Annotated in this window: 22 protein-coding genes; 5 read left to right on the forward strand and 17 right to left on the reverse strand. The window is 59.7% G+C overall.

Features of this window, described 5'->3' with window-relative positions; genetic code table 11:
• Position 1: 1 nt before the first annotated feature.
• The 4 genes from EH165_RS08295 to EH165_RS08310 all read right to left on the reverse strand — a co-directional run bounded on the left by EH165_RS08295 (position 2) and on the right by EH165_RS08310 (position 4,557).
• The gene (locus tag EH165_RS08295) at positions 2-835 is read right to left on the reverse strand and encodes a TIGR02569 family protein (RefSeq protein WP_206425864.1); all 834 of its coding nucleotides are present in this window, start codon (positions 833-835) and stop codon (positions 2-4) included.
• 125 nt (positions 836-960) lie between these two features.
• Positions 961-2,160, reverse strand: coding sequence for a molybdopterin-synthase adenylyltransferase MoeB (moeB, locus tag EH165_RS08300; RefSeq protein WP_239020492.1), 1,200 nt, complete (start codon positions 2,158-2,160; stop codon positions 961-963).
• Between the two features lie 48 nt (positions 2,161-2,208).
• Complete coding sequence (locus EH165_RS08305; protein WP_206425865.1) at positions 2,209-3,114, reverse strand: DUF3152 domain-containing protein; 906 nt, start codon at positions 3,112-3,114, stop codon at positions 2,209-2,211.
• Positions 3,115-3,546: 432 nt separating this feature from the next.
• Positions 3,547-4,557, reverse strand: coding sequence for an alpha/beta fold hydrolase (locus EH165_RS08310; protein WP_124799050.1), 1,011 nt, complete (start codon positions 4,555-4,557; stop codon positions 3,547-3,549).
• A 167-nt stretch (positions 4,558-4,724) separates the two neighbouring features.
• On the opposite strand from EH165_RS08310, the gene EH165_RS08315 reads away from it, so the two are divergent.
• The 3 genes from EH165_RS08315 to EH165_RS08325 all read left to right on the forward strand — a co-directional run bounded on the left by EH165_RS08315 (position 4,725) and on the right by EH165_RS08325 (position 7,438).
• Entirely contained in the window at positions 4,725-5,006 is a 282-nt protein-coding gene (locus tag EH165_RS08315; RefSeq protein ID WP_124799051.1) for a hypothetical protein, read from the forward strand.
• Entirely contained in the window at positions 5,006-6,604 is a 1,599-nt protein-coding gene (locus tag EH165_RS08320; protein ID WP_124799052.1) for an alpha/beta hydrolase, read from the forward strand. The genes EH165_RS08315 and EH165_RS08320 overlap by 1 nt, the downstream gene beginning before the upstream one ends.
• A gap of 213 nt (positions 6,605-6,817) precedes the next feature.
• Entirely contained in the window at positions 6,818-7,438 is a 621-nt protein-coding gene (locus tag EH165_RS08325) for a TetR/AcrR family transcriptional regulator (RefSeq protein ID WP_124799053.1), read from the forward strand.
• Between the two features lie 106 nt (positions 7,439-7,544).
• On the opposite strand, the gene EH165_RS16180 is transcribed toward EH165_RS08325, so the two are convergent.
• The gene (locus EH165_RS16180) at positions 7,545-7,913 is read right to left on the reverse strand and encodes a DUF3107 domain-containing protein (RefSeq protein ID WP_239020493.1); all 369 of its coding nucleotides are present in this window, start codon (positions 7,911-7,913) and stop codon (positions 7,545-7,547) included.
• Between the two features lie 24 nt (positions 7,914-7,937).
• Positions 7,938-8,600, reverse strand: a complete 663-nt coding sequence (nucS, locus tag EH165_RS08335) for an endonuclease NucS (protein WP_124799054.1) — start codon at positions 8,598-8,600, stop codon at positions 7,938-7,940.
• 62 nt (positions 8,601-8,662) lie between these two features.
• On the opposite strand from nucS, the gene EH165_RS08340 reads away from it, so the two are divergent.
• Positions 8,663-9,565: a sucrase ferredoxin gene (locus EH165_RS08340; protein WP_124799055.1), complete on the forward strand. Its 903-nt coding sequence runs from the start codon at positions 8,663-8,665 to the stop codon at positions 9,563-9,565.
• A 13-nt stretch (positions 9,566-9,578) separates the two neighbouring features.
• Here EH165_RS08340 and murA read toward each other — a convergent pair whose 3' ends face one another.
• Positions 9,579-10,838 carry a UDP-N-acetylglucosamine 1-carboxyvinyltransferase gene (murA, locus tag EH165_RS08345; RefSeq protein WP_124799056.1) on the reverse strand — a complete coding sequence of 420 codons (1,260 nt, stop codon included), beginning with the start codon at positions 10,836-10,838 and terminating at the stop codon, positions 9,579-9,581.
• Between the two features lie 66 nt (positions 10,839-10,904).
• Between murA and EH165_RS08350 the strand changes: the two genes are divergently transcribed.
• The gene (locus tag EH165_RS08350; RefSeq protein ID WP_124799057.1) at positions 10,905-11,477 is read left to right on the forward strand and encodes a cob(I)yrinic acid a,c-diamide adenosyltransferase; all 573 of its coding nucleotides are present in this window, start codon (positions 10,905-10,907) and stop codon (positions 11,475-11,477) included.
• Positions 11,478-11,514: 37 nt separating this feature from the next.
• On the opposite strand, the gene EH165_RS08355 is transcribed toward EH165_RS08350, so the two are convergent.
• From EH165_RS08355 to EH165_RS08400, 10 genes are all read right to left on the reverse strand, one after another.
• Positions 11,515-11,958 carry a DUF2550 domain-containing protein gene (locus EH165_RS08355; RefSeq protein WP_124799058.1) on the reverse strand — a complete coding sequence of 148 codons (444 nt, stop codon included), beginning with the start codon at positions 11,956-11,958 and terminating at the stop codon, positions 11,515-11,517.
• Between the two features lie 24 nt (positions 11,959-11,982).
• Complete coding sequence (locus EH165_RS08360; RefSeq protein ID WP_124799059.1) at positions 11,983-12,369, reverse strand: F0F1 ATP synthase subunit epsilon; 387 nt, start codon at positions 12,367-12,369, stop codon at positions 11,983-11,985.
• 171 nt (positions 12,370-12,540) lie between these two features.
• Positions 12,541-13,959, reverse strand: a complete 1,419-nt coding sequence (atpD, locus tag EH165_RS08365; protein ID WP_124799060.1) for a F0F1 ATP synthase subunit beta — start codon at positions 13,957-13,959, stop codon at positions 12,541-12,543.
• A 1-nt stretch (position 13,960) separates the two neighbouring features.
• On the reverse strand, positions 13,961-14,896 hold the full coding sequence (locus tag EH165_RS08370; RefSeq protein ID WP_124799061.1) for a F0F1 ATP synthase subunit gamma: 936 nt from the start codon (positions 14,894-14,896) through the stop codon (positions 13,961-13,963).
• Positions 14,897-14,941: 45 nt separating this feature from the next.
• The gene (gene atpA, locus EH165_RS08375) at positions 14,942-16,585 is read right to left on the reverse strand and encodes a F0F1 ATP synthase subunit alpha (RefSeq protein WP_124799062.1); all 1,644 of its coding nucleotides are present in this window, start codon (positions 16,583-16,585) and stop codon (positions 14,942-14,944) included.
• A gap of 80 nt (positions 16,586-16,665) precedes the next feature.
• Positions 16,666-17,487: a F0F1 ATP synthase subunit delta gene (locus EH165_RS08380; protein ID WP_124799063.1), complete on the reverse strand. Its 822-nt coding sequence runs from the start codon at positions 17,485-17,487 to the stop codon at positions 16,666-16,668.
• Positions 17,487-18,020: a F0F1 ATP synthase subunit B gene (locus tag EH165_RS08385; RefSeq protein WP_124799064.1), complete on the reverse strand. Its 534-nt coding sequence runs from the start codon at positions 18,018-18,020 to the stop codon at positions 17,487-17,489. Before EH165_RS08385 ends, EH165_RS08380 begins: the two co-directional genes overlap by 1 nt.
• 52 nt (positions 18,021-18,072) lie before the next feature.
• The gene (gene atpE, locus EH165_RS08390; protein ID WP_124799065.1) at positions 18,073-18,318 is read right to left on the reverse strand and encodes an ATP synthase F0 subunit C; all 246 of its coding nucleotides are present in this window, start codon (positions 18,316-18,318) and stop codon (positions 18,073-18,075) included.
• A gap of 135 nt (positions 18,319-18,453) precedes the next feature.
• Positions 18,454-19,263 carry a F0F1 ATP synthase subunit A gene (atpB, locus tag EH165_RS08395; RefSeq protein WP_124799066.1) on the reverse strand — a complete coding sequence of 270 codons (810 nt, stop codon included), beginning with the start codon at positions 19,261-19,263 and terminating at the stop codon, positions 18,454-18,456.
• Positions 19,264-19,374: 111 nt separating this feature from the next.
• Positions 19,375-19,722, reverse strand: coding sequence for an AtpZ/AtpI family protein (locus EH165_RS08400; RefSeq protein ID WP_124799067.1), 348 nt, complete (start codon positions 19,720-19,722; stop codon positions 19,375-19,377).
• Positions 19,723-19,798 lie beyond the last annotated feature (76 nt).

Raw genomic sequence — 19,798 nt, forward strand, 5'->3', positions numbered from 1 at the left:
GTCAGTGAGCGCCGAGCCCCGGCAGATTCTCATTCATCATGGGTTCCAGCAGTTGCACTGCTGATAAGACACCGACAAGAGATTCCGACGTACTCCTCGGGTGCGCAAGGCTGATCGCCAGCCGAAACATCAAGGCGCGTCGCAACATTTGGCGCCAGTGGGTTTGTTGCTGCAGCGCCGCCGCCATCTCCGGGTCGGCGCCGCCCCATGCAACGGCATCGACGACGGCCACTGCGCTAGCCCACAGGGGTGGGCGCCAAAACGGAGTGATATCGATGACGGCGGGCGGCGCCGATCCCGCGAACAACACATTGCCCACAAGATCGCCATGCACGACCTGGGATGGCAAATCCACGTCATGACGTCCGGCAGCGAGAGCGGCGAAGGTGTCGGCGCCAACGCCTTCGCCCAGACCTTCGGTGGAGGCTGCACTTTCACCCCAGGAAATTCTATCGGCCCAGGAGTAGAGGCCCTCTGCATGATCAAGAAACTTGGGCCGTGGCAGACCTGCGAGCGCGCGATGCAGTTCCACACCCACAGAAATGATTTCGCCGAACCTGGGTGCCGGGCGCCCTGAGACGAAGCGCTGCGCACTCCACCCGGAGACTACCCACCGGCCGTCAGAGGACCTCACGGGCCGAGCAATCCGAATCCCATCGACGCGCAGCTGCTCGAAGGCCGCCGCCAACCAAGACGCTTCTGCCGCGTTGTCCACCGGCTTCAACACCACATCCCCACACCGGAATGCCAGAGAGCGACCACCAGGCAGATGCTGAGGTTCAGCGGCGGCGACGGCAAAGGCCGAGCGCACATGTTCAGGGGGCGGGCTGGTCACCACAATGACGCTACCGGTACACCTTCGTTGCCAAAGCATCAGCCGCGTTCCCCGCGGATCGGTTCGCACACACCGGCCACACCCAGAATTGCGCCAGTGGCATTCCCGCCCTCTGGAGTGCGACCCTAATACGTGGGCAAACTCTGATCGAGGAGCGAAATCCACTCCAGAATTCCACCCTTCAAATGGGTCACATTACACAGACCTGCCTCTTGCAGGACCTGCACCGCGGAGGCGGAGCGTGCCCCGGATTTGCAATACACCACGAGGTCTCGGGAAGCCGCGAGATCGCGCAATCGCGGCATTTCGCGGCCACTCGTTATCTCCCCCAATGGCACCAGCACGGCACCCGGCAGCGCCACGATGTCGAACTCAGCGGATTCTCGGACGTCAATGAGCCACGGTGGTTGTTGGCTGTCCAGCAATAGGCGCAGCACCTGCGCTGCGACTTGCGAATCAGGACAGGCCATAGTGGTTGCTTCGGGGTCGATCTCGCACAGCTCTTCGTAGTCCGCAAGGTGCGACACGGGCTCACCCTGAGGGTCTGGGCGTACATGGATTAGGCGATGGGACATCTCCAATGCGTCGTACACCAGAAGACGGCCGAGCAACGGCCGACCAATCCCGCAAATCATCTTGATCGCCTCAGTAGCCATCGTGGAACCAATTGACCCGCACAACACCCCTAGCACTCCACCTTCAGCGCAACTCGGAACGGATCCGGGCGGCGGGGGATGCGGGAACACATCGCGATACTGAGGTCCGTGATTGGCCCAAAAGACGCTCACCTGTCCCTCAAATCGGAAAATCGATCCCCAGACGTACGGGAGCCCCAAAATTACGCACGCATCATTGACGAGGTAGCGGGTTGCGAAGTTGTCTGTGCCATCTACGACCAAGTCATAATCGCCTAAAACCTGCAGTGCATTGGTCGCATCGAGCCGCAGCCGATGCTCTACGACAGTCACCAACGGGTTGATGGCGCCAATTGACTCAGCCGCTGATGTGGTTTTAAGGCGTCCCACGTCGGAAACCGTATGGATTACTTGGCGTTGCAAGTTAGATTCTTCAACAATGTCGAAGTCGACGATCCCGATGGTTCCGACACCGGCCGCGGCGAGATACAGCATGACCGGCGCGCCGAGTCCCCCGGCGCCCATCACGGCGACCTTCGAGTTCTTGAGTCGCCTTTGACCCGTTCTACCTATCTCCGGCAATAGCAGATGCCTCGAATACCGCTGGATCTCTTCACGGGTGAGGTCCGCGCCCGGGTTCACCAGTGGTGGTAGGACCTCGGCCGCTGCAGGCTGACTGATAGTTGACACAAGTCTAGTGTGCCGCAACCGGGTCCCCGGAAGGAACTCCTATGGGTGCTAGCCGGTGGCTGTACTTTGCCCCTCGCCGCCGAGTGGATCGGGCCAAGGGTTGGCCTTACACACCTTGCCGTCGGCCTGGACCGCACCGCCAAATGGGGCCAGGTCGTCATCCGACACGCTCCACGACTGCTGCATCATCACCGGTGCAAGCCCGCCATTGGTTCCACACGGCTGGTGACCGAAATTTAACGCGTGTCCGACTTCGTGGTTGATGGCGTATTGCCGGTAGGAACCCAGGTCGCCGTTGTAGGCGGTCGCACCCCGGACCCAGCGGGCGTCATTGATCACGACGCGGCTGATACTGCGGGTGAAACAAGACGCCTCCAGCTGAATATCGAACCCGCAGAGTTGGCGAACTGTCATCTGGCTTGTCAAGCTCACGCGGAAGTCCGGCTCACCGGAGTCAATACGCTGCAGTGACGATTTAGCAGCCGGTACCGCAGGCCAGCTTCGGGGATCTGCCAGAGTCTTCTCGACCATCGTCGCGAAGTCAGCATCGCCGGCGGGCACAACCACACCGTTCTCTATTTCAATTGTGTACGTCTTCACATTCGGCGACGTGCCAATGACCGCGGAGGTCCCTGGAACTATGCGGAATGTTCCATCGCCAGCTGCGGAGAATTCACCTCCGGGTGGGAGAGCACCCGCCGTCAAACCCGTGGCGTACGCGCCGTTCGGATCGGGAGCTTGTTGCAGAGCAGATTCGGTAGGTGGCGCAGTGACAGTGACCGGGGGCATCACGGACACCACGACGGTGTCACTTCCCGAAACCCCCACAGTCTGGACGACGGTGCTCGCAGCAATGGTCTGGGCAGCTGGCTGGGCGACCTTTTCTGTTGGTGGGGAAACGGCAACACTCGCCGCGATCTCGACGATCACCAATACCGTCGCGGCAATGAGCAACGGCAAAACGTAGGCGCGCCAGCCATACCGATGGAAAAACCATCCCAGGGAGCTGCGGCGCTTGAGTTGGCGAACCGGTCTCGTTGGCCGGCGCGGAGGGGACCCGCGATCCTTCATCGGATCCAGTTGTGCCCGGAGCGGTTGCGGAGCTTCGTAGAAATCATCTCCGATGTGATCCCGGCGGTCCCGTCCTGAACGTGAACGGAGCGCACCGGTTTCTCCTCGAGCGAGCACGGGGGAACGCGAGGACGACCGTTCAGCGGGTCGATAAGGAACGCGGTCAGCAGGAAGCCGGGGACGGCCAACTACCGGGCCGGCGGGCCGAGATGTCGGCGGCCGGCGCGGCGGATCATTGCGAGGAGTGCTCACCATTTTCAGGTTGCCATATCTATCGCATCGCCCATGCGCGGCGCGCCCGTCACTGACAGTCCTTCACTGTGACCACAGAGCGAGCATTGCTCTCGCCGTAGCGTCCGGCAGCTCCATCTGGGGTACGTGTCCGGCACCTTTCATAATCAGTAGGCGAGCGTTTGGAAATGCTTCAGCGGTGCGGACAGCTAGCCGGGCATCCACCAACCGATCTCGAGTACCCCAGATAACGAGAGTGGGTACCTTCACCTTTTCCGCTGCGCGCCAGAACTTCCGTTGCGGGCCGGAAAGGTATTCGCGCATCAGACCTTTGAGCTGCTCGATCATGGCGCTGTGCGCCCACGGTAGCTCGGATCGCCACTCCAAATCCGCCGCAGCGGCTTCGAGATCGGATGCCAGCGCCACACTGGGATCACCGAAGCACAGGGCAGCCATCCCGGCGGCACGATCGGCTGCGGAAATAAGGGCCAACTGATTGGCTACAACCCTGGTGCTGCCGGGCAACAGGAGCATCGCGAGCCGCGGGTCTGCCCCGCGGTCGCGGACAAGCCTGAGGTCAGGCACCGCTGGCGCGATCAGCGTTAACGATTTGACCAATTCGGGGTGCCGCGCAGCAAGCTGACAACTCACATACCCGCCGTACGAGTTCCCGACCACGTGCACTGGCACCGCACTCGTGGCCCGGATTAATTCTGCAAGCTGGGTCACCTGTGTGCGTATAGAGAAATCACCACCGAGCGGCGGATCGGACCGCCCACAGCCAGCTAGGTCGACGGCGAGACCAGTCGAGTGGACCGCCGCCAGACCGGCGACAGCAGTCCAATTGGTGGATGATCCGCCGAGACCATGGATGTAGAGGGTGGTTTCCCCACCTGGGCCAAGGCCGCCCGGCAGGCGTGGTGTTTTACGGACGAAGAGCCGCTGCCCCGAAGGGAGGTGAACCGGAGAGCCTGGCCAGGGTAGGGACGCCATATCCAATGGCGGTGGGAGCGGGTACGGCCAGCTGTTGGCATTGCTGTGTTCGGCCAGCTCGTCACGAGCTTTGGGCCCGGCGAACGTCATGGGCGAGGTCATACCTCCATGATGCCCGCAGGACCCGTCCGTGGACCAAGTGCGGACAGGAGCTAGACCAGCGGCAAATTATCCACAAGCATAAATTTGTCCACATTCGCCGCCGATCGCAGCTTCGCCAGAGAGCAAACTGCGACAGTTTTGTTTCACACACTCGCCTTGGGGGGCTTATGAGCGATCTCGAATTTGATTCCACCCAGGTTCGGTACACGGCCGAATCGTTATCCGATGTCCAGGACGTCCTCAACCAGATCTCGAGTTTTCAAGATCCCGCTCTTCCGATGGGAGCACTGTTCGGCTCCGGCGGCCTAGCGATGCAAGCTCAGGCGGTTTTGCTCGAGCGAGCCTTCGACGCCCATCAATTTGCTGCGGCCGCAGCTGCACACGCCAGCGAACTTTCGGTAATTCTCGCAGACGCCGCATTAAGGTTCGATTGCCTCGAGGGGTCCTGATGGCCCCCAGCATCGAGTATCTGGCACAGAATTGGGGCTTTCCACAACTGACCTCCGACATAGCGGACCTGAGCGCTCCACATCCCACACTGGCGGCACCTTTGATCGCCGATCTCAAGAACTGTTCGCTGGCTTTGCAGGAGGGCGTCTACCTCTGCGAGCCAGCCCTCAAGCATCTGGCGATGGGGTGGAGCGCACCCGGCCCCTCCTCAAGCGTCAACAAGTTCGAGTGGGCGCTCATCGGAAGCTCCTCCCTTGCTGGGCGGCTCGCTCGCTCTGCTGCCTCCACCGTCGAATCTGTGACATCCATTCAAAACCAAGCGTTGGCAACCATCGGCCACGCGGGGACCGAAATTGCGAGGCTGACAGATCCAGCCCCGATATCCACCCTGCAGTTCATTTGCTTTTCCAATGACGTTCCCCTGGACGCGGTGCCTCGCGTCACCCAGATACTGACAAATCTGTCGCAGACCCTGGCCACCCTCCGCGCGAGCTTGGCGCAGGCATTGACGGAATTGGTGAGCGCATTTACCGAGACCTTCGACGCGGCCATGGCTCAACTACCACCGGTGGCGGTTTCTGCAGCTGAGCCAATGCAGCAGCGGCCCTCTGATGTGGACAAGATGTTGCAGCAGCGCATGCAGGCAGATCTTCGCAGTTCTGATCCGTGGCGCCAGAGCTTTGCGGCCACGGCCGAGGCTGCACTTGACAAGGCTGAGGTTCAGGCCGGCAGTTCGATGCTTCTCGTCTATCGGCCGACTGATCCAAGCCCCCAAGGCGGCCTGGCTATCGGGCTCGGCGACATCGACCATGCCGAGCACGTGCTTGTCACGACAGGCGGCGTAGGAACTGGCCCGAAGTCCGTAGCGGGCACCATCGACCACGTAGATCGGGTATTAGAGAACGCTGCGTCACTCGATCCGAACGACACCACCGCCGCCATCATCTACCAGGGGTATGACGCCCCCTGGGCGAAGGAATTCGATATGGACATCGACATAGCCTCGATCGTCATGGCCGGTCCCCTCGCCCCCTTTGTCGCCGCCGAACAGGTGGGCGTTGTCTATGTCGCAGAGGAGATCTTACAAACGCTGAGCCCGGAAAATGTCGCCCTCCAGGGCCAGAAAATGGCCTCCGAACTCACACCCATTCTCAACAGCCTTCCCGTGGATGCCGACGTCCTGCTTGAATTGCACTCCTGGGGTTCGGTGGTAGGGAGCACGGCAGTGCTGTACGGGATGCCCGCGGATGGTGTGATCCACGTGGGCTCGCCGGGAACCGGGATGGTGACCAGCGCGGCCACGAGCAGAATAGATCCGGCGAACCAGTGGGTAATGGCCAACAAAAATGATCCAGTAGCCCATGAAGATTCGTGGCGGAAAGCCTTTGCCAAAGGACTGGGGATTCCAGCGCTTGGTGCAGTGGAGGTGCTGGGGCCCAATCCGGCAGACCCGCTCTATGGCGCACGTCTGTTGCCTACAAGCGACGAGTCTTTCGGCGCCCATGGCCTGGACACGTATATGACCCCGGCTGCCGAAGCGAACGAAGCTGCCATCCTCACAGAGCAATTTTCCATCGTCATCGAACAACCCCGGTGACGCCCTCTGGCCGGAGCCAGGTTGGCGCTGCCTATTACGAGTGCTCGAGCCCATCGATCAGGGCGTACTTCCGGAAGCGCAAGCTTGTCCCCGCAGTGTCGGTCACCAACGGAAAGTGCGCCTGATCCCCGTAATGTGGAGACAGGCCGCGTTCCCACCGGTTCAGGCTGTGCAGTGCATCCACTGCTTGCAAAAAACAGAATCGAAGGAACGATGACGGAACAGTTCACTCGCGCAACGCCTCGGTTGAACAGGGCCGCTCGTCGTGCCCAGTTGCTCTCGGCAGCGAAATCCGCCTTTGTCAGCCAGGGCTATCACTGCGCAGCCATGGACGACATCGCTGACCGCGCGGGAGTTTCGAAACCTGTTCTCTACCAGCACTTTCCGTCTAAATTGGAACTCTACCTCGCATTGCTTAGTGAGACAGCAGACGAATTGGTGGCCGCACTTCGTGCCGCTATCAACGAAACGGACGACAACGATGTGCGCGTGCACCGCGCTGTCGAAGCCATCTTCAGATACGTCGGAGGGGATAGCCAAGGTCACCGCCTGGTTTTCGAGTCCGATCTCGCTGGACAACCCGAGGTGGACCGCATCGTCGACCATATGACAGAAGCCTGCGTGGGTGCGATAACCGAAACCATTACCAACGATACCGGCGTGGACACGGCGCATGGCAGGTTGTTGGCTGCGGGTCTCGTGGGCCTATCTCAGGTGAGCGCTCGGTATTGGCTCGCCCAAAGCGGCGAGGTGCCGCAAGAGGAAGCAGTCGAGATGGTTTACACATTGGCGTGGCGCGGAATCTCACGGTTTCCACGGCAAATTAAGGATTAAGACTGAGAAGCCGCGCGGTGGAGGGTGTTTCGCCTGCCACCGCGCGAGCCTAAATCTTTGTGCGTGAAAAGGGGCTGCAGATCGAGCAGCCGTTGCCTACCCTCGGTCAATCAGCAACCATGAAGCCAACTCGCCGCGAGTCTGCAGGGGCAATCTCCACATACGCAATCTTCGCGCTAGGAATCAAGACCTTGCGGCCCTTTTCGTCGACGAGAGTCAACGTCGAGCTTGGGTCTTTGAACGCGTGTGCTACCTGAGCTTCGATTTCCTCAGGGCTGGCCGTGGAATTCACCACGAGCTCGCGCCCGGTGTCCGCAACACCAATTTTGACGTCCACTTTTGACCTCCAATAAGCAACTGTGATCCCGCATCGGCCAGAAGCGGCCGACCGTGATTCCAGGTTATCCGCAGGCATCAGCGCGACCTGACTCCCCCGTTGCGCCGAGAGGTGAAACACTTCGGTTGCCTCAGTCACCGCCCCCGATATCACCTCCCCCGCCTAGAACAGCCGCACACTCGGGTCATCGACACCACGCATTGCCTCGTAATCCAGGACAACGCAGCGGATGCCCCTGTCTTCGGCCAGAGTGCGCGCTTGTGGCTTAATCTGCTGCGCCGCAAATACTCCCGTGATCGGCGCCAGGAGCGGATCACGCCCAAGGAGATCCAGGTACCGGGTCAGCTGCTCGACGCCGTCTATATCCCCACGTCGTTTAATCTCCACCGCCACCACTTTGTTATTCGCATCGCGACACAACAAGTCCACTGGACCGACCGGTGTCGGAAACTCCCGGCGGACCAAGGTGAACCCTGTGCCCAGCAGCTCTACTTGATCAGCCAGCAGCTCTTGCAGGTGAGCTTCAACACCGTCCTTCACCAGGCCCGGATCAAAGCCTAATTCGTGCGACGTGTCGTGCAGAATTTCTTCCAGTGTGATGACGAGCTGCTCGCCAGCCTTGTTTTGTACGCGCCATAGGTGGGGCGCTTCCTCGACCAACCAGCAAGGCGGACTCATCCAGTTCAGCGGCTTGTAGGCGCGGTCGTCGGCGTGGATTGACACCGACCCGTCTGCCTTGATCAGCAGCAGCCGGGTGGCAAGCGGTAGGTGAGCGGTCAACCGACCCGCGTAGTCAACGGAACAACGAGCTATTACCAGGCGCACCATCGCAGCTTAACGGCTCTCGCGCCGCACTCGTGGACCCTCATGTGCGGCAGGATGGGGGGATGATCGAGTGCAGTAGGACCGAGTCCGCGCCTGACCTGTTGTGTTCACGGGCCGACCTTGAAGCTGGCGATGATCTTCGCGGAACAAGCTCCCGATTTGCTAGCTTCGTTCTCATCGACCACCGCCGCAATTGGTCCTCAAATGTTGCGGAGGAATCCGCGTCTATCGTTTTCGGTCAGGACGCGGCCACGCTATCGACGCTGACCGATGACGGCCTGCGACCCTTCGCCATCCGCCCTCTGGGTCGCTCGGCTGACCAAGACCCATATGCGCAATTCGTGGGAAGAATCGGGCATGACGGACTGCTCGTCGAACTTCCGGCCGGGTCCGTGCCGACGGCTGAGAGCATCGTGGCAGCGACGCTGGCTCCAGCAGTCCCCAGCGCGCCATTATTTGCAGTGTGCACCAACGGAAAGCGCGACAGGTGCTGCGCGATTCAGGGGCGACCTGTGGCGGAGCGCCTTGCTCAGGAGCTCCCGAGTTCGAAGATTTTTGAGATAAGCCACATCGGCGGTCATCGCTTCGCCCCAACCATGCTCGTGCTCCCCTCCGGGTACTCCTACGGCAGGCTCACGGAGGAACTCGCACTCGAAGTTGCGCACGCAGCCATCTCGGGACTCGTCCATCCTGGCGGCCTACGCGGCCGCGCTGACCTGTCGCCAGCCGCGCAAACCGCGGACATCATCTGGCGCACTGAGATTGGCCCAGCACCCCTCGACGACGTCATCATCAACGAAGAGGTCATTTCCTCTGACGACAAGAATTCCTGTGTCGTATCCGCACAGGTACGAGGTCGCGCGCGCCACATCCGTTTGACGAGATCGCATGGACCACAAATTCAGGAAACACTCTGCGGCGGTAAGCCTTTCACTGCGGCCCAATGGCAGATGGCTGCTCTCTGAGCAGGACCGCAGATCAGCCGGTGGTGAGGTGACGGCGCACCGTTGCGCCCAAGGAGACCAAGTCTTCGACGAAGTGGGGGTATCCACGATCGATGTGCCAGGCTTCATTAACCTCTGTTTCCCCTTCGGCCACCAAACCGGCTAGAACCAGTCCAGCACCGGCACGAATATCTGTAGCCCAGACCGGTGCGCTTGAGAGGCGCTCGCGACCCGTTAAGGAAGCGTGATGCCCGTCAGTGCGAGCATCGGCGCCCATCCGCACTAATTCGTCAACGAACCGAAAGCGCGCCTCAAAAACATTTTCCGTTATCAATGAATGGCCCTGCGAAACCGCTGCCAGGGTCAACGCCATCGGCTGCAGGTCAGTTGGAAACCCCGGGAAGGGCAACGTGACGAAGTCAACACCGCGCGGCCTGCCGTCCATCTCGACAGTGAATGTGTCTACTCCGGCGCTCACTACGGCCCCAGCTCGTACCAGTCGCTCCAGTGGTGCAGCCAGATGATCGGGGTTCACTCCTTGCACGGTAATTGCGCCACGCGTGATCGCTGCGGCATATGCCCATGTTCCACCTACAACGCGATCTCCCACCGTCCTGTGGGTGACTGCGTGCAATTCACTCACCCCCTCTACCGTGATGGTGCTCGAGCCGGCGCCGTCTATTTTTGCGCCCATCTGCGTCAGCATGACGGCAAGATCGACAATTTCGGGTTCTCGGGCGGCATTTTCGATAATGGTGGTTCCCACCGCTAAAGAGGCTGCCATCAAGAGGTTCTCGGTTGCCCCCACACTCGGAAATTCCAGATCAATCGCCGCACCCCGCAGTTCTGTGGCGCTTCCGACCACGTGCCCGTGTTGAATGTTCATCGTTGCACCTAGAGCACGGAGGCCGTTCTGGTGCATATCCAAAGGGCGTGAGCCGATAGCATCGCCGCCGGGCAATGCCACCCGCGCGCGACGCAAGCGGCCCATCAGGGGACCCAACACTGCAACGGAAGCACGTAGCTTCGCAACAGCAGGGAAGTCGGCGATGTAGGACGGTTCCGCGGGCGTGGTGATCGTGACTGTGTCGCCAGCGATGACGACTTCACTGCCCAAACCCCTGAGCACATCCGCCATCAAGGGCAGGTCTTGAATATCCGGGCAGTTTGTCAACACTGTGGCGCCTTCAGCGAGAAGCGAGGCCGCCATCAACTTCAACACGCTGTTCTTCGCTCCGCTGACAGACACCACCCCCGCAAGCCGGGCTCCGCCTGTAACGATAAATTGCTCCACGGGAATCAACTCTAGTGGCCGCCACTCCCAGCACGGGCCACTCACCACTCACCGTAGGCTCAAGACATGGCCGTTCACCTCACCAAGATCTACACCCGCACCGGCGACGAGGGCACAACCGGGCTCTCGGACTTCAGCCGAATCTCCAAAACCGACCCAAGACTCGCCGCATATGCGGACACAGACGAGACAAACGCGGCTATCGGAGTCGTTTTGTCATTGGGCAATCCCAGCACCCACATTGCTTCCACGCTTCGACGATTACAAAACGAGCTGTTTGACGTCGGGGCTGACCTGTGCACGCCTATCGCAGAAAACCCTGCCTACCCGCCGCTGCGAATTACTAGCGACTATATCGACCGCTTGGAATCAGACTGCGATTCGTACAACGATTCTCTAGCGAAGTTGGATTCCTTCATCCTGCCGGGCGGTACGCCCGCGAGCGCGTTACTTCACGTAGCGCGCACGGTGACGAGAAGGACCGAGCGCAGCGTGTGGGCGTTGATGGAATTTGATGGTGCGCGCACGAACCCGTTGACAGCGACCTACCTCAATAGGCTTTCCGACCTGCTCTTCATCCTCTGTCGAGTGGCGAACCCGGAAGGCGACATCAAGTGGGTTCCGGGCGGCGACCGCTAACATCCGCTTCTGGGCCAAGACTCGCAGCCAGAGGTGCCTACGGAGAACGCTTATTGGAAGTCGGCTGATTACTCGGCGGCAACGATTCGATCCACGACAGCACTCCGGTGGTGGCTTGCTCAGACATCGCGAGCTCAAATGCGCCCCTGCTATCCGTACACCGAATGATCACTGCTCCGATGGGCAGCAGATCGGCCTCGGTCCCTGCGGGCGACCGCCGCTCTCCCAGCATCAGCTCACCTCTTCGCAAGATGCGAGACGCGATGGGAAACGGGGAGAAGGACCGGTACAGCAGAAGATCGGAGTCGTCGAACTTGGCAAGACCTAAATACCAGCCCTTGCTATCGGCATCGAGACTGTTGCGCCAGCACATGTCTATCGCGCCCGCCCGCGACAGCGTGAACCGCCTGATTGCAATAAAGACGATGACAAGGACAGCCAAGATCAGCAGCGAAAGGCCGCCGATCTCTAGGCTGTGCATGATCAGATCCGTCCTCGAAGCTTCTTAGACCTGTTGTCCCACAGCCATCAGCTGCGCACGAGCTCGAAGCAAATCCGCCGATTCGACCGATGTCTCATGCCTGCGAGCGACGTCATAGGCCGCGCGCGCGGCATTGATATCAATTTCATCAGCCAGTTGGGCGTCTTCGGCCAAAATGGAAACTTTTGTTTTGGTAACGGAGAGGAAACCGCCGTGGACGGCCACGCCAGTTTCCGTCCCATCAGGATGAATAATTTTGGCGCCGAAGCCTTCCTTCAGCTGAGCCAGCAACGGAGCGTGACCCGGCAAAATTCCAATATCGCCTTCGGTGGTGCGCGCAACGATGGAAGCCGCGGGTCCAGACCAGATCTCGCGCTCTACTGCTACCAGTTCAACGTGCATTTCCGCCACGGAAACCCCTTTTGCTGCGATGGCGGCTGCTGGCCCTCACGTGAGGACGAGCAACCGAGACGTATTTCGATCCTATCTGACTACACACCGCACAGTTACGCCCATCGGGTGACGTCGCGAACAGCTACCGCGATGCCACCCGATGGAGTACCGATCAACCACCGCAAGAAACTACTTCTGAAGCTCCTTGGCCTTGGCTTCGACGTCATCCAAACCACCGACGTTCAAGAACGCCTGCTCTGGAATGTGGTCGTAATCGCCCTTGGCAATGGCGTCGAACGCCGCGATGGTGTCGGCCATCTCTACGTAAGAGCCATCCATGCCCGTGAACTGCTTCGCAACGAAGAAGTTTTGGCCCAGGAAGCGCTCCATCCGCCGTGCACGTCCTACCAGTAACTTATCCTCTTCCGACAGTTCGTCCATTCCGAGAATCGCGATGATGTCCTGGAGTTCCTTGTACTTTTGCAGGATCCGGACCACTTCTTGCGCCACGCGGTAGTGCTCGTCACCGACGTACTGCGGATCCAGGATCCGCGAGGTCGATGAAAGCGGGTCGACGGCGGGATAAATACCCTTTTCCGTGATTGACCGTGCGAGCTCTGTTGTTGCGTCGAGGTGCGCGAACGTCGTTGCCGGCGCGGGGTCGGTGTAATCGTCTGCAGGCACATAAATGGCCTGCAGTGATGTGATCGAGTGACCGCGGGTGGAGGTGATTCGCTCCTGCAGCTCACCCATTTCATCTGCCAGCGTGGGCTGATAACCCACGGCAGAGGGCATCCGGCCAAGCAGGGTCGAAACCTCAGAACCGGCCTGCGTGAAGCGGAAGATGTTGTCGATGAACAACAGCACGTCTTGGTTTTGCACGTCCCGGAAGTATTCCGCCATGGTCAAGGCCGACAGTGCGACGCGCATCCGAGTTCCCGGCGGCTCATCCATCTGCCCGAAGACCAGCGCGGTGTCGTTAATAACTCCGGACTCGGTCATTTCGGTAATGAGGTCGTTGCCCTCGCGGGTGCGCTCCCCAACGCCGGCGAACACCGAGGTTCCACCGAAGTTCTTGGCGACACGGGTGATCATTTCCTGGATGAGGACGGTCTTACCAACACCTGCACCACCAAACAGACCAATCTTCCCGCCCTGTACATACGGAGTAAGAAGGTCGATAACCTTGATCCCGGTAACGAGCTGCTCCGTCTTACCCTCGAGTTGATCGAAAGACGGCGGGCGTCGATAGATCGGCCACCGTTCGACGGAGTCCGTGCTTCCGGGGGCATCAAGGCACTCGCCGAGCGCATTGAATACGTGCCCCTTCACCGCTTCGCCCACAGGCACCGAGATGGGCGAACCCGAATCAGATACCGAGGCGCCACGAACGAGTCCGTCGGTCGGCTGCATGGAGATGGCTCGGACAACGCCGTCTCCCAAGTGCAGAGCAACCTCAAGCGTTAGTGTGCGGGTGTCGCCAAGACCTGTGACATCGGTCTTAAGCGCATTGAACAACTCGGGGATCTCGCCCCGAGGGAACTCGATGTCGACGACCGGGCCAATAACCCGGACTACGCGACCCGAAACAGCAGTTGCGGCAGTCATGTCAGTTTTCTTCACTTCCTGCAGACGCGAGGGAGTCGGCGCCGCCGACAATCTCGGAGAGTTCCTGGGTGATCTGAGCCTGGCGAGCCTGGTTGGCTTCCCGACTGAGTCTCTTGATGATGTCGTTAGCGTTATCGGTGGCCGACTTGCATGCCGCGCGACGTGCCGCCGACTCGCTCGCCGCTGAGTCAAGCAGAGCGGCGTAAATCCTGGTGTTCACGTATCTGGGGAGCAATGCATCGAGCAACAGCTCAGACTGGGGCTCGAATTCGTACGAAGGGAGGGCGCCCTGCGTGTGGTTGGCCTCATCCGCATCGACATATTCGACCTCGAGGGGAGCGATCCGTGACGCCTGCGCCACCTGCGAGATCATGGAACGGAACTGCGTGTTCACCAAATGCAATTCGTCGATGCCCTGCGCTCCGTCTGCTGTGATGCCTTCGGAACTCACGAGGAATGCTTCGATGACAGTCTCGGCGGCCTTTTCCGCGTCAATGAAGGTGGGCTTCTCGGAGAAGCCCGTCCACGAAGCGACAACCGGCTTCTGGCGGAAGCTGTAATAGCCCAAGCCTTTCCGCCCAATGATGTACAGCACCGGAGTTTTTCCCTCGGAACGCAATAAGGAGCTGAGTTCCTCAGCACGCTTGATGGCGTTGGCGTTGTATCCACCGCACAGTCCGCGGTCGGAAGTGATGAGCAAGATGCCGGCACGGGTCGGATTTGGCCGCTCGTTCAGCATGGGGTGATCAAGCGTCGAAGCAGAAGCTAGCGCGGAAAGCACTTCGGTGATGAGCTTCGAATAGGGCTGGGAGGCTCGCACTGCCGCTTGCGCCTTCGCAATACGCGACGTCGCGATCAGCTCTTGCGCTTTCGTGATTTTCTGGGTCTTCCGAACGCTGCGCTCGCGGTTCTTCAGATCCCTTACCTGTGCTGCCATCTCATCCCCCTTCCGAGGTTTTCGCAGGTATCAACATCATCGGCGTCAGCTGCTCCGCTTGGCGCTACGAACCTGGACCTTTTCCTGGCCCAGCTCCTTCGCATCCATGGCAGCAACCTCAGCCTCGCGGCCAAGGATGGTGCCGTCAGAGGTGGTGAATCCGGCGGTGAAGTTCTCAATGGCGGAAACAAGGGCGGCTTCGGTTTCGGCGTTGAGAAGGTTGGTGCTTGCGATGGTTTCGTAAGGTCCGCTGCTGGTGTGCCGGATCGACTCCAGGAATTCAGATTCGAAGCGTCGAATATCTGCAACCGGGACCCGGTCCAGATGCCCCTTGGTTCCAGCCCAAATCGCCACCACTTGCTCGGCGACGCTGTACGGCGCGTACTGCGGCTGCTTCAACAATTCAACCAACCGAGCCCCGCGATCGAGAGCGCGCTTCGATGTAGCGTCCAAGTCTGAACCGAAAGCTGCGAAGGCTTCCAGCTCGCGATATGCCGACAGGTCAAGCCGCAATGTGCCCGAAACCGACCGCATTGCCTTCACCTGGGCGGCGCCGCCGACGCGGGACACGGAAATACCAACGTTGATGGCAGGACGGACGCCCGAGTTGAAAAGGTCGGACTGAAGGTAGACCTGACCGTCGGTGATGGAAATGACGTTTGTCGGGATGAACGCCGAAACATCCCCCGCCTTGGTCTCGATGATCGGGAGCCCCGTCATGGACCCGGCGCCCAATTCGTCCGACAGCTTCGCACAACGCTCGAGCAATCGAGAGTGAAGGTAGAAGACGTCGCCGGGGTATGCCTCGCGGCCCGGCGGGCGCCGGAGTAGCAACGAAATAGCCCGGTAGGCCTCAGCTTGCTTTGACAGATCATCAAAAATGATCAGAACGTGCTTGCCGGCATACATCCAATGCTGACCGATCGCCGAGCCCGTGTAAGGGGCAAGCCACTTGAAGCCAGCAGAATCAGAAGCTGGAGAGGCGACGATCGTGGTGTATTCCAGGGCGCCAGCCTCTTCCAGAGACTTACGCACGGCAGCGATGGTTGTGCCCTTTTGGCCAATGGCCACGTAGATGCAACGAACCTGCTTGTGGGGATCACCGGAATCCCAATTCGACTTTTGATTGATGATGGTGTCGACACAGACCGCAGTCTTACCGGTCTTTCGGTCACCGATGATGAGCTGCCGCTGACCTCGGCCAATCGGGGTCATGGCATCGATGGCTTTGATCCCGGTCTGCATTGGCTCGCTGACGCTCTGGCGCTCCATCACCGACGCAGCCTGCAACTCCAGCGGGCGACGGGTTTCGGCGACGATCTCGCCCAGACCGTCGATCGGGTCACCCAGTGGGTTAACCACGCGGCCCAGGAAGGCGTCGCCTACGGGGACCGACAACACCTCTCCGGTCCGAGTGACCTGCTGGCCCTCTTCCAACGTATTGGCATCGCCGAGGATGACCGCACCAATAGTGCGCACATCCAGGTTCAAAGCCACGCCAAGAACCCCACCGGGGAACTGGAGAAGCTCATTGGCCATCGCCGATGGCAAGCCCTCAACCGTGGCAATTCCGTCACCGGTGCTGGCGATGATGCCTACTTCTTCCCGAGTTACCTCAGGTGTGTAGCCAGCAACATAGCCATCGATCGCGGAGCGGATCTCATCAGCGGAGATCGTCAACTCGGTCATCGCGTTCCCGTTCTCGTGTTAGTTCTCGTGATGTAAACAGATGTGAAAAAAGCACTACGTGTCATGGTCGTCAACGTGGGTCAGCCAGCCAACTTCGACCGCAGTGCCGTCAAACGACCGGCGACACTGCCATCAATTACCTCATCGCCCACACGCACGACCAACCCGCCCTGAATCTGCGGATCAACCACGACATGGGCAGCTACCGGTCGGCCGTAAACCCTGACCAGGCCCGCGGTCAATCGATTGCGCTGCTCCAGGTTGAGTTCCACTGCGCTGGTAACAACAGCCACCAATTTGTCCTTGCGAGCGGCGGCTTGGGTAACCAACTCGCCGATCCCAGAATTGAACGACCGGCCACGCGGGTCCCGAGCAAGCTCGGTCAGCAGAGCCACCGATAAGGGATGAGCCTTGCCCTCGAGCAGCCGCGCCACCAATGCTGCTCGATCTGCTGGCTGCGCCAGCGGGTCGTCGAGGACTGCGCTCAGATTCGGACTGGCATCGACGATGCGTCCGAATCTGAATATTTCGTCCTCGATAGCGTCCAATTCTCCTGAGCGCTCTGCGCGTAGGAAAAGGGCGATTCGACCGAGCTGATACAGAGCTTCGGCCAAGTCGCCGCCTGTGGACCACTCGCTTCGTGCCACGACGTCAAGAACCTTGGCCGCAGCCGAGCCGACCTTGCCACCGAACAATTGGGCAACTATCCCCGATTTTGCATCGGCCGCCGTCGTGTTGTCGGACAAGGTCCGCCGCAGCGACGGCGCTTTTGACAATGCTCCAGCTACTGCTGAAAGGTCCTGGCCAAGAGCGCCCAGCCCGGTGTCATCCAGCGTCGCTGCATTGGACAACAGAGCATCCGATGCTTTGCTCAGGGATTGGCGGGAAGCGAGGTGGCGCATCAGCTTTCCAGCTCCGCGAGGAAACGCTCGACTGTTCGCTGTTGACGCGCTTCGTCTGTGAGCGACTCCCCCACTACTTTGCTAGCGAGGTCCACTGACATCCGCCCAAGATCAGAGCGGAGTTCCGCAATAATCGTGGCGCGCTGGGCGGCAAGCTGCGAGCGACCCGAGGCGGCAATCCGCTCTGTTTCGGCATGTGCCTGAGCAAGTAGATCCTCGCGGATGGAGTGAGCCGACACGCGGGCTTCCTCGCGGATTTTCGCTGCTTCTTCACGAGCCCCCGCGAGCTGCCGCTGGTACTCCTCCAAAGCTGCACGAGCTTCCTTCTGCGCGGCCTGCGCCTCTTCGATGCCACCCTCGATTGCTTTCGTTCTTGCTGCATAGGCCTTCTCGAACTGAGGCCACGCCAGTTTGCTAAGAACGAAAACGAGAATCGCAAAGCACACAAGCCCGATGATGATTTCACCGATGGGCAGACCGAGGACCTGAGTCTCGCCTTCTGCTGCTTCGTTGACTAAAGCCAGGTTAACCATTGGCGATCACACTCCTTCACTCATGGTGACGCGGACGGACGAACTGCCCGGATCAGCTGGTGGGGAGAATGAACGGGACGACGAAGCCCAGAAGTGCCAGAGCCTCCGATACCGCGAAGCCAAGGAAGGCGTACGTACGCGTGAGTCCAGCGGATTCCGGTTGGCGAGCTGTGGAGGTGATGTAGGAAGCCCACACGATACCTACACCGATGCCGGGGCCGATCGCTGCAAGACCGTAGCCGATGGAACCGAGGTTACCGATGATTTGGACATCGGCGAGATTGGAAACGACGGACATTGGAGTCTTTCTCCCTTTCGGTGGGACACATCTGAATCGCTGGTCTCGCCGGTGCGAACCAGGTAAAACTGGCAAAATACGGTAAAAAATCCGTGTGCTCGTTGGTCAGCTCTGCGTCTGGCCGATGAACAAGATTTAGTGCGAGTCCGCCAAGGAGGACTCGAGGTAGATAGCAGCTAAAAGAGTGAACACGTAGGCCTGGAGAGCGCACACCATGAGCTCGAAGAACACCAAACCAACGCTGGCGATGCCGGGGAGAACGAAGAGTGCGTATCCAGCGCCACCGGATTCAAGCTGGTAGAGCACGCCGGTGGCAGCCACCACGACCAGCATATGGCCGGCAAACATGTTGGCGAACAGACGCACCGACAACGTGAACGGACGCAAGATGATGTTTGAAAGAAATTCAATGGGAATCAACAGGATGTGCATCGCCACGGGAACCCCAGGGATCACACAGGACAACTTGAGGTATCCCAAGAGGCCGTGCTTCTTGATGCCTACGTAGTTATAAATCACCCAGATGATGGCAGCAAGGAGAACCGGGATCGCGAAGTGCGAGGTCACGGGCAGCTGGGCGAGTGGGACTAATTCCCACAAGTTCATTACCAGTACGAAAACAAACAGTGATGCCAAGAAGCCGGCCCACTTTTTACCGTGCTGGCCCAGAACTTCGATGGCAATTCCGTTGCGGACGAATCCATAAATGGATTCTCCAGTGAACTGAAATTTGCTGGGTAATATTGCCGCCCGGCGTGCAGACGCGACGAAGAAGGCAATGATCAAAGCGGTTCCCAATACCAAAAGAACCATTGCTTTGACGGAGGCGATGACGGTGCCGTCACCAATCTTGTCGAAGAAAAACGAGTGCTCGACACTAGGAGTCGTGAACTTTTCGTCTCCCTCGGCAAGGAATTGTCCGACGACGGTCAGGCTCAAGGACACTCGATCTCCCCGGGGTACTGGCCGGTGCGGCCTGTGGTGGTCGGTAGGTGGTGGTGCGTCTATGGAGGTCTGTCTGTGGTGCTGTCAGCAAATCACGCCTGCGCGTCAGTTCTACGCTGAATCTCTCTGAACCGAGGTAGTCGAACTTTCGCTGTTAGCCACGTTCTTTCTGGCCAGCTGCGCGTACCTCCATGCACCCGGATCAGTGAGTGAAGTCTTCGTCGGTGCTTGTGAGTCATTTAGCTCTGGCGCTTTGCCGAACCTGGCGACTACTGCGTAAATCCCCAGACACATCCCGGCGATCAGACCCACCGGCGCCAGAAACGATGTTCCCAGCAGACGATCTCCGAGCCATCCCAGGAAACCCCAGATCAGGAAACCGCCGATCAAGGTTGTCATGACGGCCCAGCCATCGCTGTTGCCGCTACGAGGCGAAACAACTTTGGTTCGTGTCTTCATGGCTTAGGAATCGTATCAGTAACCATCGGGTAAACCCGCACCGCGGGTAGCAGGTTTCTCTCTTGGCCCGAACGTG

Source organism: Nakamurella antarctica (assembly GCF_003860405.1).
In the GTDB taxonomy this organism is placed as follows: Bacteria; Actinomycetota; Actinomycetes; order Mycobacteriales; family Nakamurellaceae; genus Nakamurella; species Nakamurella antarctica.

Excerpts from the sequence above, each read along its gene's own strand:
- atpE (WP_124799065.1), bottom strand. The coding sequence starts at position 18,318 with ATGTCCGTCGTTTCCAATCTCGCCGATGTCCAAATCATCGGTAACCTC.
- atpD (WP_124799060.1), bottom strand. The coding sequence starts at position 13,959 with ATGACTGCCGCAACTGCTGTTTCGGGTCGCGTAGTCCGGGTTATTGGC.
- atpA (WP_124799062.1), bottom strand. The coding sequence starts at position 16,585 with ATGACCGAGTTGACGATCTCCGCTGATGAGATCCGCTCCGCGATCGAT.
- EH165_RS08325 (WP_124799053.1), top strand. The coding sequence starts at position 6,818 with ATGACGGAACAGTTCACTCGCGCAACGCCTCGGTTGAACAGGGCCGCT.
- EH165_RS08320 (WP_124799052.1), top strand. The coding sequence starts at position 5,006 with ATGGCCCCCAGCATCGAGTATCTGGCACAGAATTGGGGCTTTCCACAA.
- EH165_RS08400 (WP_124799067.1), bottom strand. The coding sequence starts at position 19,722 with ATGAAGACACGAACCAAAGTTGTTTCGCCTCGTAGCGGCAACAGCGAT.
- EH165_RS08370 (WP_124799061.1), bottom strand. The coding sequence starts at position 14,896 with ATGGCAGCACAGGTAAGGGATCTGAAGAACCGCGAGCGCAGCGTTCGG.
- EH165_RS08350 (WP_124799057.1), top strand. The coding sequence starts at position 10,905 with ATGGCCGTTCACCTCACCAAGATCTACACCCGCACCGGCGACGAGGGC.
- EH165_RS08315 (WP_124799051.1), top strand. The coding sequence starts at position 4,725 with ATGAGCGATCTCGAATTTGATTCCACCCAGGTTCGGTACACGGCCGAA.
- EH165_RS08385 (WP_124799064.1), bottom strand. The coding sequence starts at position 18,020 with ATGGTTAACCTGGCTTTAGTCAACGAAGCAGCAGAAGGCGAGACTCAG.
- EH165_RS08310 (WP_124799050.1), bottom strand. The coding sequence starts at position 4,557 with ATGACCTCGCCCATGACGTTCGCCGGGCCCAAAGCTCGTGACGAGCTG.
- EH165_RS08340 (WP_124799055.1), top strand. The coding sequence starts at position 8,663 with ATGATCGAGTGCAGTAGGACCGAGTCCGCGCCTGACCTGTTGTGTTCA.
- EH165_RS08355 (WP_124799058.1), bottom strand. The coding sequence starts at position 11,958 with ATGCACAGCCTAGAGATCGGCGGCCTTTCGCTGCTGATCTTGGCTGTC.
- EH165_RS08380 (WP_124799063.1), bottom strand. The coding sequence starts at position 17,487 with ATGCGCCACCTCGCTTCCCGCCAATCCCTGAGCAAAGCATCGGATGCT.